The 14218-nt window shown below is 67.2% G+C and carries 10 protein-coding genes and 1 riboswitch; of the genes, 2 read left to right on the top strand and 8 right to left on the bottom strand.

The window, feature by feature from the left end:
* Positions 1–21: 21 nt before the first annotated feature.
* The 4 genes from ACYOEI_RS21685 to ACYOEI_RS21700 are packed head-to-tail and all read right to left on the bottom strand — an operon-like array spanning position 22 to position 4095.
* Positions 22–1542: a DUF1559 domain-containing protein gene (locus ACYOEI_RS21685; RefSeq protein WP_462851660.1), complete on the bottom strand. Its 1521-nt coding sequence runs from the start codon at positions 1540–1542 to the stop codon at positions 22–24.
* A gap of 29 nt (positions 1543–1571) precedes the next feature.
* Positions 1572–3074 (bottom strand): hypothetical protein, encoded by a 1503-nt coding sequence (locus ACYOEI_RS21690; RefSeq protein ID WP_462851661.1) that lies wholly within the window; start codon positions 3072–3074, stop codon positions 1572–1574.
* A complete protein-coding gene (locus ACYOEI_RS21695; RefSeq protein ID WP_462851662.1) occupies positions 3071–3616 on the bottom strand; it encodes a hypothetical protein in 546 nt (181 codons plus the stop codon). The genes ACYOEI_RS21690 and ACYOEI_RS21695 overlap by 4 nt, the downstream gene beginning before the upstream one ends.
* Positions 3586–4095 carry an RNA polymerase sigma factor gene (locus ACYOEI_RS21700; protein WP_462851663.1) on the bottom strand — a complete coding sequence of 170 codons (510 nt, stop codon included), beginning with the start codon at positions 4093–4095 and terminating at the stop codon, positions 3586–3588. Before ACYOEI_RS21700 ends, ACYOEI_RS21695 begins: the two co-directional genes overlap by 31 nt.
* 213 nt (positions 4096–4308) lie before the next feature.
* Positions 4309–4450, top strand: a riboswitch (cyclic di-AMP (ydaO/yuaA leader).
* Between the two features lie 147 nt (positions 4451–4597).
* On the opposite strand from ACYOEI_RS21700, the gene ACYOEI_RS21705 reads away from it, so the two are divergent.
* Positions 4598–5323: a universal stress protein gene (locus tag ACYOEI_RS21705; RefSeq protein WP_462851664.1), complete on the top strand. Its 726-nt coding sequence runs from the start codon at positions 4598–4600 to the stop codon at positions 5321–5323.
* 517 nt (positions 5324–5840) lie between these two features.
* Here ACYOEI_RS21705 and ACYOEI_RS21710 read toward each other — a convergent pair.
* Entirely contained in the window at positions 5841–6110 is a 270-nt protein-coding gene (locus ACYOEI_RS21710) for a hypothetical protein (protein WP_462851665.1), read from the bottom strand.
* A 552-nt stretch (positions 6111–6662) separates the two neighbouring features.
* Between ACYOEI_RS21710 and ACYOEI_RS21715 the strand changes: the two genes are divergently transcribed.
* Positions 6663–10652, top strand: a complete 3990-nt coding sequence (locus ACYOEI_RS21715) for a WD40 domain-containing protein (RefSeq protein ID WP_462851666.1) — start codon at positions 6663–6665, stop codon at positions 10650–10652.
* Positions 10653–10714: 62 nt separating this feature from the next.
* On the opposite strand, the gene ACYOEI_RS21720 is transcribed toward ACYOEI_RS21715, so the two are convergent.
* The 3 genes from ACYOEI_RS21720 to ACYOEI_RS21730 are packed head-to-tail and all read right to left on the bottom strand — an operon-like array spanning position 10715 to position 14207.
* On the bottom strand, positions 10715–11302 hold the full coding sequence (locus ACYOEI_RS21720) for a sulfotransferase family protein (RefSeq protein WP_462851667.1): 588 nt from the start codon (positions 11300–11302) through the stop codon (positions 10715–10717).
* Positions 11303–11349: 47 nt separating this feature from the next.
* Positions 11350–13770, bottom strand: a complete 2421-nt coding sequence (locus ACYOEI_RS21725; protein WP_462851668.1) for a glycosyltransferase — start codon at positions 13768–13770, stop codon at positions 11350–11352.
* Positions 13767–14207, bottom strand: a complete 441-nt coding sequence (locus tag ACYOEI_RS21730) for a hypothetical protein (protein WP_462851669.1) — start codon at positions 14205–14207, stop codon at positions 13767–13769. Before ACYOEI_RS21730 ends, ACYOEI_RS21725 begins: the two co-directional genes overlap by 4 nt.
* Between the last annotated feature and the right edge of the window lie 11 nt (positions 14208–14218).

Here is a 14218-nt window from a genome sequence, read left to right on the forward strand (position 1 = left end):
GTCCGGCCCTGCGAGGCCCTCTCAATAGTCGTCGTTGCTGAGGACCTCGCCGCCGTTCCTCGTGACCAGCCCCTTCAACAGACTCGGCTTGATCGTCTCCTTGAGGAACCGGACCGAGCCGTCGGCCATGCTGAAGTTCGTCCCCTTGGGGTGATGCCCGAAGATCCCCTTGGCGTCGAGTTCGGGGTCGACGTCCCAGTCGTCGGGCTTGGTCCAGACGACGGCCCGGTCGTCGGCGGCGTCGACCACGAAGATCGTGTTCGAGGTGCCATCGGTGATGTCCTTGATCTTGACCGCCTCGGCCCCGGGGAAGATCGTGGCCTTGCCCCGAGGGACCAGGTACGTCGTCTTGCCAAGGCTTTCCGGCGTCCTCCGCTGCCCCGGGCAGCGAAAGACCGCGGGCATCTTGTCGATCAACGTCCGGTTATGCGGGCTGTCCCAAGGCTCGTCCTGGTGGAACTCTCGGTAGAGGGCCTGTTGCTCGAGGTAAGGCAGGATCGCCACCCGCCAGCTCAGGAGGGGTCGGCCCGTCTTGTCCTTCGTGAAGGCAGGGGGGAAGGTGTTGTAGGTCGCGTGGTAGTTGTGCATCGCCAGGCCGAGTTGCAGCATGTTCTTGACGCACTCGCGGCGGTTGTACGACTCCCCGAGAGTCGAGGTCATCGCCCCGACCAGGGCTCCCCCTTGTTTGAGCCCAAGATCCACGACCAGGCGTTCGCCGGTACGCGTCGCGTTGAGCTCGGCGGGGAGCTTGGCGATGTCGGGGAACCAGCGCTTCACCTCCGGCGACGACACCATCCAAGCGACGATGTGGCGACCGAGTCTCAGGAACGTGTCGGCCGAGGCCGAATCCTTGGCCTGGACCATAAGGCGAAGGTTCTGTCGAGGCTCGGTCTCGAGGGCGATCGCGGCCCAGCTCAGGTGCTGGCTAACGAGCGAGATCGACCCGGCCCCCCACTCCTGGGGTAGACTGGGCATGATTTCCTCGAGGACGCGACGGTCGTCGCTCGTCAGGAGGAGGATGATCTGGGCCGCCGAAGCTCCCGACGCCTCGAATGCCGCGGCCAGCCCCGGGCGAGGGGCCGGGTCGGTCTTTCGGACCCGGTCGAGGGCCTCCGACGTCCCGGCGAAGACCGCGTTGTGAATCGTCGCGCAGGTTGGCCAGGCGACGGGTCCCTTCTCCTGGCCCTCGCCGCAGAGGAGCTTGCCGATAGCCTTCGCGTCGGCCCCCTCGGCGAGCGGGACGACCACGAGCGGGGGTTCGGGGAAATCCGTAGGCCTCGAGACCAGGAACAGGTCCTTGGCCCCGGCCTTGCGCAGGGCCGACGCCCAGGGGGCGATCGACTTCGAGAGTTGGTCCGACAGGTTCGGTTCCGGGACCAGCCGGCCCAGCAGTTCGTCGACGCGGGCCTCGACCAGGTCGACGTGCACGACGGCCCGGGTCGTGCCGTCGACGAACGGGGCGATCGCCCGGACGTCGACGTCGCGGGCCAGCGCCGGCCCGCACAGGGCAAGGATCACGAGAGCGGGAACCACGCGTGGCATGTTCATCCTCCTCGTCCAAATGGGGGTGCTCAACGCGTCACCTTCAATTCGTAGGCGATGGTGTTGTAAGGCACGTAAGCTTCCCCGAGCATGAGCGGCGCGGACAGCGAGGCGGTGCCGCCACTGACCTTGTACTCGAAGGGTTTCCCGGTCCCCGGGTCGATCGGGGCGGGGGCCGCCGCCAACGCGTCCAGGCTGTCGGGCAGGGCCCCGCCATGGCCCTCGGCGTAGAGCCGGATCGCCTCGATGCACTGGATCGCGGCGAGGCGACGCTCGCCCCGGGCCGAGGCGACGCGCACGGAATGGGTGGCCGGCAGCACCTCTTCGAAGGGGATCCCTCGGTTCGTCCCCCCGTGGCTGGCGCTGACCGCGTGATCGGCCTCCACGTAGCCCTTGTAGGCCTGGTAATAGGGGAGATTGCCCCACTTGGCGACCTCGTCGCGAAGCTGCTCGTACACGGTCATGGAGTTGAGCGCGACGACCTGGATCGCCGGCATCGCCTCGACCTGCGCCGCGGGACGCCCCCGGGCAATCAGCGCGAGCTTGGCGTCGGGATAGGCCCGGGCCACCAGCGCGGCGAAGATCAGCCGCTTGTTCCACTCCTCGAGTCGAGGATTGGCCGAAGGGCTATCCACGCGAGCCCCGCCCCAGATGCCATTGAAGAGGCTGAGCTCGGGAAGCAACTGGTCGACGAAGGAGCGCGCCCGGTCGAGGCTCCAGACCTCCCCTCCGAGGTCTTTGAGTCCGGGGATCTCCCGCTCGAGCATGAATCGCTCGCCTTCGATCCCGTACGACACGTCGATCAGGGGCCGGGGGAGATTCGCCAGGGCCCAGTAGAGGTTGGGCGATTTCGGGATCTGGATCAGGTCCTCGGCCACCCCGGCCATGACCTGGCTGATGGCGAGGCCGACCAACGACTGGATGACCGACGTCCCTTTCGCGACGTGGCGGCCCAGCACGAAGCCCGTCCGCAGCCATTTGATCGCCTCTTCGGGATGCCCGTCCAGGATCTCGAGCCGGGCCTTGAGGGCGACGAGGCGGGCCAGGGTCCGCGATTCCTGGATATCCGGGAGCATGAGCGCGAAGCCCTCGTCGCGGAGGTCGAACTCCCAGTTGCAGTCATCCCGACGCGCGCCCAATTCAACCTCGCGGAGGGCGTTCCGGTACGTGACCAGTTGCTTCCGCGCCTCCTCTCGGGGGATGTCCTGGATCGCGCCGGCGACCCAGTCGTTGATCGATTCGTCGACCGAAGGCTTCCGAGTGGGGGACTTCTCGGCCTGGGCTTGGAGCAGCAGCCGATACCTCGTCTCGATGACCATCTGGAGCGCACGGTGGTAGAAGACCGCGGCGTTGCCCGGGATGAGGTCGCGGCGTTCGGGGATGAGCCGGTACTTGAGCGCGGGCACCGGCGCGGCGGCCGGGCGGAGCTCGATGACCTTCGGCGGCAGGGGCTTCGGCATCGGTTGCGCCCCCGAGGATGCGGGCACGAGCGCCGCCGCGAGGCCGACGAAACACAACAACGGGCGAATCATGAGGGACCTCCTGGTTCGAGGACATTTTCATATTCAAATCGCCGCGACGCGGGCGAGGACTCCGAGGGGTCGCCCGAGTGCGTGGACAGGTCGCCGGAATGCGTGAGCAAAGGGGGAGGCTCGGGCAAGCCTTCGACGCCGAACCGCAACACCTGGCGCCGGAGCCCGAGCGAGGCGGACTCCGAAGGCCACGACGGCTCCGACCCTCGAGAAGATGCCGGAGGGGCCTGGCTCAAGATGACGACGGGGGGGCCCTCCTCAACGGGCAGGGCCGGTTTCTCCTTGACGATCACGACGCGTTCGACAACTCGAGGGGTAGGGCGAGCGGCCAGGAAGGCCCCCTCCGTGAGCGCCAACGCCGCGAGCGATGCCGCGAGCGAGGGCCAGGCCCATCGGCCTCGGGATGAGGTCGGCGATTGGACCGAGGCCCGCCCGGCCTCGTACATCAGCCGGTCGCGATCGAGCCGGCTCTTCGCCGGGATGAGGTCCCTCAGGGAGGACTCGAGGGCCGTCAATTCGGGGTCGGACGAGTCTTTTGACATGACACCCCCAGGCGTTCTCTCAAGGCCGAAAGTCCCGCGGAATAGAGCCGGTGTGCGGTGCTCGAGGAGCAGCCCGCCACCTCGGCGACCTGCTCGAACGTCAGGCCGCCCCAGAGGTGGGCGACGATCACCTCGCGTTGCTCGACGGGCAGCGTGCGGAGCGCCTCCGCCGCGGCCTCGGGGTCGAGCCGTTCCGCCGTCGCCGAGGACGGGGCCGGCTCGAACCAGTCCGGGGCCTTGGTCGCCGCCTCGGCCTCGTGGCGGCGCCTCCGCTTCGAGGCCAGGCCCGCGCTGATCGCCCCGTTGCGCACGACCCGGAACAACCAGGCCGCCGGGCGACTCGGCACTAACCCTTGTGCCGAGAGCTTCAGGAACGCCTCCTGCACGACATCCTCGGGGACGTCGCACCACTGGCGAGCATAAAGCTCCAGCGCGGCCGAATGCCGATCGAGCAGCCGTCCCAGCAGATCAAAGTCCATGCGTGACTTCCGTCGCCCCGAAGCTCAAAGCAACCGTCCTACCCCTAGGACGACTGTCGCACGATTCCATCCCAAAATTTTTCCACCGGCGGCAACTCATCCCCAGCTCTTTCCGTCTTTAGGGAAATGAGCGTCGGTTGGGACAAAATACCAGGGGCTTCACCATTGACGGTCGGGCCGGGTCGCGGTGGAATGAACGTCCAGATGGGACGCTGTTGACGATCGCCGAGTCTCCCGGGGGGCCGGGAGAGCGGGGGAACCACCCAATTGGGGCGAATCGTGCCGAGACGGCACGACGGGGCACCTTCGGCTCCGAGCCCGTCAGCTAACCTCGCAGGCGTCCGAGGGGTCACTCGCTCCGGCCGAAGTCCTACGGTCCGAGCCTCACCGACCGTTGAGGTCGGTCCCCGCAGCCCCCACGTCCCTCCCTTGATAGGGAGGGAGCGTCCGGCCAAATGCCCCGGGCCGGACCTTTGGTGTGGGACAAGGCAGCGAAAATCCGATGCGCGATCCTCGGCGTCTCTGGGCCGTCGTCCTGCTCGCGGTCGTCAGCCTCCTTGCGCTGATCGCCTCGGGGCTCCTGGACTGGATCACGAGTCTCCTGTTCCTGGGCCTGGAATTCCTCGTCGAGTCGCTCCGTCCCCTCTGGGAGCGGCCGAAAAAGCACCGGCACCGGACCCAACCCCGGGGACGCCGCCTCGCGGAATCCTCGGCGCGACCTCGGCGCCTCTCCCATCGCAAGGGCCGGTCGAAGCGCTCAACCTCCGAGGTGGTGACGGAGATTTCCCCCAACCCGGCCGCCTCGCACGCCCGGACCCGGATCCTCGTCCCCCTGAGCGCCGATCGCCCGGGCCTGGTCGCGTTCGCCCTGGAGGAATGCCGCGAGCGGCAGGCCGAGCTCCTCCTCCTGTTCCTCCGCCCGATCGCCGTGACGCCGATGGGCCCCAACCCCCTCCCCACGCTGGCCGAGGACGCGCAAGCCCTGGCCGCGCTCGACCGCATCAACGGCGAAGCCCTTCGCGCCGGCGTCCCGATCCGCCCCCTCTACGAGACCACCCGAGACATGCCCCAGACCATCCTGGACGTCGCCCGCGCCCAACGCGCCGACCTCGTCCTGATGGAAGCCACCCGCCGCAACATCCTCTGGCGTGCCCTCTTCGGAGACGAGGTCCGATCCGTCCTCGCCCACCTCCCCGAACGCGTCGGCCTGCTGCTCCACGCGGCGTGAGGGTAGTGCCACAACGAGAACGTTCTGGGCATGTGAACTTTAGAATCACAAAATAGTTGATCTACAAATATTTCAGTTTCACTATTGAAACTGAGGGTGAACGTACCGCGCGGACCGTCGTAGTTGAAAACGCAATAGCGGAGGGCGTCCCGGCCGATCAAGGCAAGATAGCCGCGTGTCGCATAGTCGGCGGCGATGACGCCAACGACCATGGCCAACGGGTAGGAAGGCCCGCCCAGACTGAACTGGGCGCCGTACTCATCGCGAACTTCCCCCTGCGGATCAGTCGTCGAGGTCAGGACGGGGACGGGTCCCCAAAACTCGAGCTTTAGACTTTCGATGACAAGTTCGTCGAGGGCCGACTCACTGGCCCCAGTATCGATCAGGGCAGGTATGGTGACCGGGGCCGTGACGGGTAGGTTCAAGCGGAGGAGCGAGGCCCTTTCTTCTTGCGGGCTTATGGGCACTTGCGAGTCGATGATCGGGCCGAGCTCGCTCGTGCGGCCGGTGAGCAACGTCATCGGGGCAGGTCGTGGGAGAATCGACGGATCGGTTCCTCTTTGAGGATCTGCTTCACCATAAAGGGTGCCGAACCAAACCGTTGGTGCGCCGCATCCAACGCCTCGGCCCGGTCGGGCCAGATCCCGAGGACTTGGTCGTCCTTGATGACCACGAACGAGCCTTCGAATGGGAGGAATTCATCCCGGTGAGCCTCGAACGCCGCCTCCTCTCTCGCGAATTTCGCGGTGTTGATGACTTCGCGATGGAGGGACTGCGATTGAGACATTCCAGTCTCCCTTGATTCGGAATCACCCGGTGCTTCTCACTTCAGAGAAACGCCACTCGATGGCTAACCACCGCAAGAGGTGACTTCTCGAGAAAGGTCGAGCTCGAGCCCCGGAAAGTCGCCGCGACGGCCGAATATCGAGCAAATCCCCAGGTTAGCAGAGATTTCGGTCACGAGCAAACCCACTCGACATAAACTATCCATGATTTAAACAATTAAAAATCTGCCTCATTTTTTTGCTAAGGGAGCGATGCAGGGCAAGAGCCGATTTGAAGTCGAAAGGGACTGGCGGCAGCCCGGTCGTGTTTGCGACGTGTACAGCCCGGAAACGCCACCGATCGGCGACGCTCCTGCCCGCTCCTGCGCCAGATCCAGAATCCTTTTGACGGAGCACATGGACCGCCGGATAATGTGGAATAACTATCGGCCCATGGATGAGCGTTGCCGCGATTTTGTGGAGTTCTCCTTCGTCCCTCGGCCATTCGCCCTCCGGGGACTTGGCCCTTCCCATTGTGGACGGACGCCCCGTGGTCAGGCGAGAAGGACCGGCCGATGGATCTTCTCAACGAGGGTGACGAGCAGGCCAGGTCCGGCGGTCCAAAGCCAACTCCCGGGCCCCTCGACCCTGGGTCGAATGCTGGCCACGAGTCCGCGGTCAGCAAGGAGAACGCGGCGACCGAGGAGGACGTTGTTGGCCGCCCTCGCGCCCAGGAGCCGTCGACGGTTTGGGATGGGCAGGCGCCTGTCGGCGACGTGCTCGCGTCCACCTCGATCGACGACGCGTCAAGACCTCTTGCGTGGCAGGAGCCGGGCGCCACGTTGCGGCAGCCTTGCAGCATGTCGGAATGGCTCGAAGAAGGCCTAGCGGCGGGGGCCCTCGGCTACACTATGGGCGCGGCCATCCCGTCGTCCTGGCGTCGGCCGGCGAGGAATCCGGAGTCGGGGGCCGCCGAGGAAACCGGGGGAGAATCGGGATTCCCGGTCAGGGGTTCAACGCCGACGATCCCCGGATACGAGATCTTCGGCGAGCTGGGCCGCGGCTCGATGGGCGTGGTCTACAAGGCGAGGCAGATTGTCCTCAACCGAGTCTGCGCTCTGAAGATGATCCTGGCGGGCAGCCATGCCTCCGTCGAATCCCGCGTTCGGTTCCTCGCGGAAGCGGAATCGATCGCCCGGCTCGAGCACCAGCACATCGTCCGGATCCACCACATCGGCGAGGCCAACGGCCTGCCGTTCTTCGAGTTGGAGTTTGCCTGGGGGGGTAGCCTCGACCGCCAGCTTGACGGCACGCCCTGGTCGCCGCGACGGGCGACGCCCCTCGTCGAGAAACTCGCTCGAGGGATGGCCGAAGCCCACCGCCAAGGCGTCGTCCACCGCGACCTCAAGCCGGCGAATGTGCTCCTGGACAAGGACGGAACGCCGAAGATCTCCGACTTCGGGCTGGCCAAGGCACTCGACTCCGACGGCGGCTTGACGCTGAGCGGGTCGGTCCTCGGCTCGCCCAGTTACATGGCGCCCGAGCAGGCCGGCGGCAAGACCAAGCAGGTCGGTCCCCCCGCCGACGTCTACGCGCTAGGCGTGATCCTCTACGAACTGCTGACCGGTCGACCGCCGTTCCGCGGGGCGACCGTGCTGGAAACGCTCGACCAGGTGCGCGCGGCCGAGCCCGTGCCCCCATCCCGGCTGGTGCCCCGACTCGACCGCGACATCGAGACCATCTGCCTCACGTGTCTGCACAAGGAGGCCGCGAAGCGGTACGCCAGTGCGTTGGCATTGGCGGAGGACCTGCAGCGGTACTACGAAGGCCGGCCGATCCAGGCGCGGCGGATTTCGAGTCCGGAGCGTGCCTGGCGTTGGTGCCGGCGGAACCGAACCGTCTCGAGCCTGTTGGCTGCCGTGCTGACGCTGCTCATGACAGTCGCGGCAGTGGCCTCGGTCGGCTACGTGCGCGAGGCGTCCGCGCGCGCGACCGCGCGAAAGGCCGAGGGCACGGCCAAGGCCGAAGCGGCACGAGCACGCGCGGCCGAGAACGAGATGCGGCAGCAGTGGTATTCCGCCAGCATGGGGCTGATGCCGTCGGCCTGGGAGAGCGGCAAGGTCGGCCGCGTCCGCGAGCTCCTGGCCGAGACCGAGGTCTACCCCGACCGCGGCTTCGAGTGGTACTACTGGCAGCGGCTCTGCCACCTCGAACTACGCACGCTCATCGGCCACCGCGACGTGATCGCGGCGGTCGCGTGGTCGCCCGACGGGCAGCGTCTGGCGACCGGCAGCGACGACGGATCCGCCAAGATCTGGGACGTCACCAGTGGCCGCTTGCTCCACACGCTCCACGGCCTCGGGGACGGGGCCGCCTCGATGGCCTGGTCGCCAGACGGCCGGCGACTGGCGGTAGGCAGCGGCGACGGCATGGGAAAGGTGTGGGACGTCGCCAGCGGTCGCGAACTGGTCACGCTCCGCGGGCATTCCGCTCGCCTTGCGGCCGTCGCGTGGTCACCCGACAGCCGCAGACTGCTGACCGGAAGCTGGGACGGCACCGCCAAGGTCTGGGACGCGACCCTAGGCGAAGCCCGGCGCACCCTCCACGGTCATCAAGGCCCGATCGCCTCCGTCGCCTGGTCTCACGACGGCGGGCGACTCGCCACGGCCGGAGAGGATCTGACCGCCAGGATCTGGGACGCATCCGACGGCCGGGAACTCGTCACCTTCAAAGGACATCATGGCGGGGTTTCGTCGATCAGTTGGTCCGGGGACAGCCAGCGACTGGCGACGGGGAGCGGCGACGGCACGGCGATCGTCTGGCGTGCGTCGGACGGTCGCCCACTCGTCACTCTCAAGGGCCACACGGCCGCGGTCCGCTCCGTCTCGTGGTCACCCGAAGGCCAGTCGCTCGCGACCGGGAGCTGGGACGGCACGGCCAGGATCTGGGACACGACCGACGGGCGTGAGCTCGTCACGCTCAAGGGCCATTCCTCGCCGGTCCCGGCCGTCGCCTGGTCGCCCGTGGGAAAATTGCTGGCGACGGGTGGCTGGGATGGCGCGGCCAAGATCTGGGACATCTCGGGCGACCGCGAGCTTGTGGCACTCAGGGCGCACGCCGGATCGATCTCGTCCGTCGCCTGGTCGCCCGACGGCCGGCGACTGGCGTCGGGAAGTGAGGACAACACGGCGAGGGTGTGGGATGCCGCCGACCGCCGCGTGCTTCATGTGCTCGAAGGGCACTCGGGCGAGGTGCGCGCCGTCGCGTGGTCGCCCAGCGGCCACCAGATCGTGACCGCGAGCACAGACGGCACCGCGATGGTCTGGGACGCATCCGACGGCCACCACCTGGTCACGCTCGAGGGGCATTCGAACGGCGTCTGCTCAGTCGCGTGGTCGCCGGACGGACAGCGGATCGTGACCGGAAGCGAGGACAACACGGCCAGGGTCTGGGATGCGTCCGACGGCCTGGAGCTGTTCGCGCTCAAAGGGCACACGCATCGGATCCTGTCGGTGGCCTGGTCGCCGGACGGCCAGCGGATCGCGACCGGAAGCTGGGACAGTAGCGCCAAGGTCTGGAATGCGACGACGGGCGCCGAACTGCGGTCGCTCAAGGGACATTCGAAGCGGGTACACTCGGTCGCATGGGCGCCGGACAGCGAACGGCTGGCGACGGCCAGTGCCGACAACACCACGCGGATCTGGGAAGTATCCACGACCTCCGCTCCGTTGATGCTGAAGGGGCACGCCAACTCGGTCCGGACGGTCTGCTGGTCTCCGGATGGTCGGCGGCTGGCCACGGCCGGCGAGGACAGCACGGCCAAGGTCTGGAGCGCGGTGAGCGGCCGTGAGCTGCTCATGCTCAAAGGGCACACGGCCGGCGTTACGGCCGTCGCGTGGTCGAGCGACGGACAGCGGCTGGCGACAGGGAGCGGCGACCGCCTGATCCACTTGTGGGACGCGGCCAGTGTCGCCGAAGGCGAGGAATGGGCACGCCAGGACCACGTCCTCGCCAATTTCCTGGCACTCAACACCTACCGAGGACCCGAGGCCCGAGGGTTCATTCGCGACTGGCTACTGCTGCTGCCGATCGCCGGGGACGGAGTCCAAGCCCTCGATGCTCAACAACTCGCCGGCGAGGCCGAGCTGCGGCCGCGCGCCGACGAACGGGTCCAAATCGCCGGCCGAGGGCTCGTCTGGCGAGCATACCGATCCCCTGAAGCGGTCCTGGACTTCAACGAAGCCGTGGGCCAAACCACCGAGCGGAGCATCGGCTACGCGGTCTGCTACGTCGAGAGCGAGCGCGCCCGCGACGACGTCTGGATTCAAGTCGGCAGCGACGACGGCTCGCAGCTCTACCTCAACGGCGTTCCCATCTATCGCGACAGCGTGTTCCGAGAGCTCTCGGGGCTGGACACGGCCGGTCCCGTGACGTTGAAGCAAGGAACGAATGTCTTGATTTTCAAGGTATTGAACGTCTCCGGCGGATGGGAAGGCTGCGTTCGGCTCGTCGACGCATCCGGCCAGCCCGCCGAAGGCCTGCGCGTGACGCTCACCCCCAAATGAGCCACCCCGCGGTCCTCCGTGGGAGATGTGGCCCAGGGCGGCAGACGTGTGGCTGGCACACGCTAGTCGCTCTCACCCCGGTACCCAAAGCGCTCGACCGCGCGTCCTTCGGCCTCGAGGATCCGGTCACGGAGCTCTTCCGAACAGACGACCGGGTGTGCCTCATAGTTGCTGAGATTGACGGGAGGCGTCGCGCGAATGGCACGGGGATCGAACCGCTCGCCCGCGAGGGCCAAGGCCGCGATCAGGTCATCGACGAGCCGCTCATAGCGGCCGATGAACTGGACCTCGCGGCCGGGTACGCCCGTAAATCGCTCGAAGATCTCGGAGCAATGGCCGGGCCTACTCTCGAGGACGCGGACGAGGAACGGCTCGAAGCGATCGGCCTGGCATGCGCGATCGAACGGGTTCTGATCGTCCCAGCCGGCCATCTGCTTGTAGACCCAGTAGCTCTTCCACCACGACCAAGGATGGCGGACGTACGCAAATGCGAATAGTTCGGGGCAGGCGCACTCGGCAAAAGGCGTGTGCTTGGGCGCCCCTTGGATCCGCATGCGGGGGATCCCCGCGTTGCCGAGCGCGCGTCCGACCCACGTGCCCCCGGTCTTGGGAGTATGCAGGAACCGGCTCCGGGGCAAGAAGAGAGCCATGTCGGGAGATCGCCGTCGCGCCAGAATGCGTCAGAGGGTCCGTTCGCCTACGGTCCTGGGCCCGCGCTCGCGAGTTTGTGGAACGCGGCCAGGGCCGAGTCGGCGAGGGTATGGCGATCGATCTCCAGGCGTTGGAAGCTCTGATGGCCGAGGTGTACGGCGAAGGCGTCGAGGGCCACCAGGATCTTCCAGCCGCGTCGCGTCGCCCGCAAGCACCACTCGTTGTCCACGCCCAGTCCCGATTCGAACTCCGTGGTCCGTTCGTCCAGCAACCCGCAATCGGCGATGGCGTCGCGGTGGAGGAGCGTGCAGAAGAACGCCACCATGTCCTCGGCGACGGCCCGGAAGGGGCCGACGACCGCCCTCGCGCCGGAGATCGGGTCGTCGTAGTCGATAGGCCAGGCGTCGTCGATGCCCACCTGCTTGCGGCGTTCCGGCCGTCGGATCGATTGCCACTCGTCATCGCCCGTGAGTGGTCCCACGGCCGCCACCGACCGGCCGATCTGCGTCATGTGCCAGTACATCCGTTCCAGGCACCCAGGGCCGATGAAGCAATCGTTGTTCAAGCAGAGCACATGCCGACCGGCGGCGAACCGCAACCCTTGATTCACGGCAGTCGTGAACATCCGATTCGACGAATTCCGGATCGTCGCCAGCGGGATGTCCAGCGACTCGGCGACTGCGGCGATCCGCGAGGGGACGCCCGCTGCGCTGCCATTGTCCACGTAGAGCACCTCGAACGGCAGGCCCGAGTACCAGGCGAGATGCCGGAGGCACTCCTCGGTCAGGTCGGCGCAATCCTTCGCGGGGATGATTACGGAGATGCGTTCGTCGAGCCCGACCAATCGCGCGAACTTCCGGCGCAGCCGCGCCTGCTCCCGAAGGAGGCGCGGGGCGTCGCGTCGCAGACCCGCGGTCTTGCCCTCCGGCCGCTCGAACGCGCGGAAGAGGATGCGATCCACCGCCTGGAACCGGCATTGGCGCAAGACCAACTCGAGCCAGAGCGACCAATCGTCCAGGTCATCGGAGTCACCGAGAGTATTCGGGATGGCGCTCCGACGGACGAGCGACGACATCGAGGTCCCGTTTCTCCACCAGAGCTCGCTGGCGTCGAACGGACGAGCCTGGACGATCTCCGCGTCCGACGTGCCCAGGTACTGGCGTTGCCAGGAGCAATAGACGACCGTCGAATCCCAATCTGCCGCCTCGAGGAGCGTCTCGAGGAACCGCGGATCGTACACGGCGTCAGCATCCGCCAGGACGATCCATTCCGTCCTCGCCTCGCGAAGGCCGGCGCATCGGGCCGCGCGGACGCCCCGGTTCTGGCCCTGGAACATGGTCCGGATCAAGCCGTCGAACGGTCGGAGCGCGTCCGGCGTCCGGTCCTGGCTGCCGTCATCGACGACGATGATTTCGCAGGGGACCGTCTGGCTGATCAGGCTCCTCAGGCAGTCGCCAAGATACTCCGCGCAATTGTATGTGGCGACGATTACGGTGACACGCGCCTCGCCGGCGTCGACCGCGATCGCAACCGGCGATTCATCCGGCACGTAATGATCGTACGACCCCGAGAAGCCGGCCGCGCGCGAGCCGTCGAGCGGATCATGGCCCAGGCTCGAGATCCCCTTGCCGACATGATCGACGAGGCTCGGGACGTGGAAATAGAGCTGCCTTCCCTGGTTCCGGAGCGTGGCGGAGACGATGACGTCGGTGTCGCGATCGCCACGATGCTCGATCACCATCGGGTCATGGAGGAGCGCATGGAGCGATTGCCGGGTGAAGCAGTAGGCGAGCGCGCCCCAGTATTCGCGCTCGCCGCGGTCGATGGCCCTCCAGCCCTCACCGGCGTCGTCGGCCTGGCCGTCGAGGTGCTCGACCGGGGTGTATAGCGAGGCGTATCCCCAGTCGCGTCGGGCGAGCGTCTGGATCGCATGTTCAAGGGCAAGCCGTGCGCAAGGGGCGAACGCGAGGTCGTCCTCGCAGATCAGGACGTGCGACGACTCGGTCGCATTCAGCAGGTCCGTCGCGGCCCGTTTCCAGTTCGCCCAGGCGCCCAGGCCGGTCGGGCTCGGGACGGCGATCACGCCGGGCTCGTCGGGAACGGTCGCGTCGGGCTCGGCGTAGACTCGGATCGTTTGCGAGAACCCGGCAAGCCGGAGCTCGCGCAAGGTCCTTGCGAGCGTGGGAACGACCCGGGGCGCCGTGATCACGGCGAGCGCCACCTCCGTCGCGGGGTCGGTGCGCACGACCGTGCGTTCGCGTGCCGGAGGCGTCGCGGATTTCCCGACCGGCCCGCCATTGACCACGTCTTCGAAGGCCAACGGATGGTCCACAAACGGACAGACCTCCGCGCAGTCTCGAGAGGAGACCGTGCCCCCTGGGATGACCAGCTTCGGCGATCGACAGACCCAGAGGTCGGGGCTGCATTTCGGGCCGCGATGCCGGCAACTCGGCGAGATCATGCTCATGCCGGTGTGATCTCGACGGGCCGGAGGATGTGGGAGAGGTAGCTCGGGCTGACGGGCGTCATGCGGTTGGCACCGACCCAGTTCCAGTGGGCGTTCAGCCAGATCAGCGGCACGCCGCGGTGCACGAGCACGGCCACCATTTCCTCGAACTGCGGCGTCACCTGAAGCCGCCACTGCCCGACCGCCTCGTCGGGCTTGACCGAGACCCACACAGGGGCAACATGTCCCGACGTTTCGTCGTACTCCAGAACAACCCGGCCCGAGAGCGGCCCGCCTGACGGCCTCGACGCCGGCGCGACGTCGAGGCAGGCCTCCCTCAACACCAGGCAGCGTGGCACGATGCGGAAGCTCGGCTGTGCCCCCGAGCCCACCGTGTGACGCCCGGACGGAGTTTCCACGAACGGCCTTGAGGGATGTTCGAGTCGCGAGGGATACACGGAATCCTCCG

Source organism: Singulisphaera rosea (genome assembly GCF_054877945.1).

Bases quoted from the DNA above. Each gene is read 5' to 3' on its own strand.
- ACYOEI_RS21700 (WP_462851663.1), bottom strand. From the start codon at position 4,095: ATGGACTTTGATCTGCTGGGACGGCTGCTCGATCGGCATTCGGCCGCG.
- ACYOEI_RS21710 (WP_462851665.1), bottom strand. From the start codon at position 6,110: ATGTCTCAATCGCAGTCCCTCCATCGCGAAGTCATCAACACCGCGAAA.
- ACYOEI_RS21715 (WP_462851666.1), top strand. From the start codon at position 6,663: ATGGATCTTCTCAACGAGGGTGACGAGCAGGCCAGGTCCGGCGGTCCA.
- ACYOEI_RS21720 (WP_462851667.1), bottom strand. From the start codon at position 11,302: ATGGCTCTCTTCTTGCCCCGGAGCCGGTTCCTGCATACTCCCAAGACC.
- ACYOEI_RS21705 (WP_462851664.1), top strand. From the start codon at position 4,598: ATGCGCGATCCTCGGCGTCTCTGGGCCGTCGTCCTGCTCGCGGTCGTC.
- ACYOEI_RS21690 (WP_462851661.1), bottom strand. From the start codon at position 3,074: ATGATTCGCCCGTTGTTGTGTTTCGTCGGCCTCGCGGCGGCGCTCGTG.
- ACYOEI_RS21685 (WP_462851660.1), bottom strand. From the start codon at position 1,542: ATGCCACGCGTGGTTCCCGCTCTCGTGATCCTTGCCCTGTGCGGGCCG.
- ACYOEI_RS21725 (WP_462851668.1), bottom strand. From the start codon at position 13,770: ATGAGCATGATCTCGCCGAGTTGCCGGCATCGCGGCCCGAAATGCAGC.
- ACYOEI_RS21695 (WP_462851662.1), bottom strand. From the start codon at position 3,616: ATGTCAAAAGACTCGTCCGACCCCGAATTGACGGCCCTCGAGTCCTCC.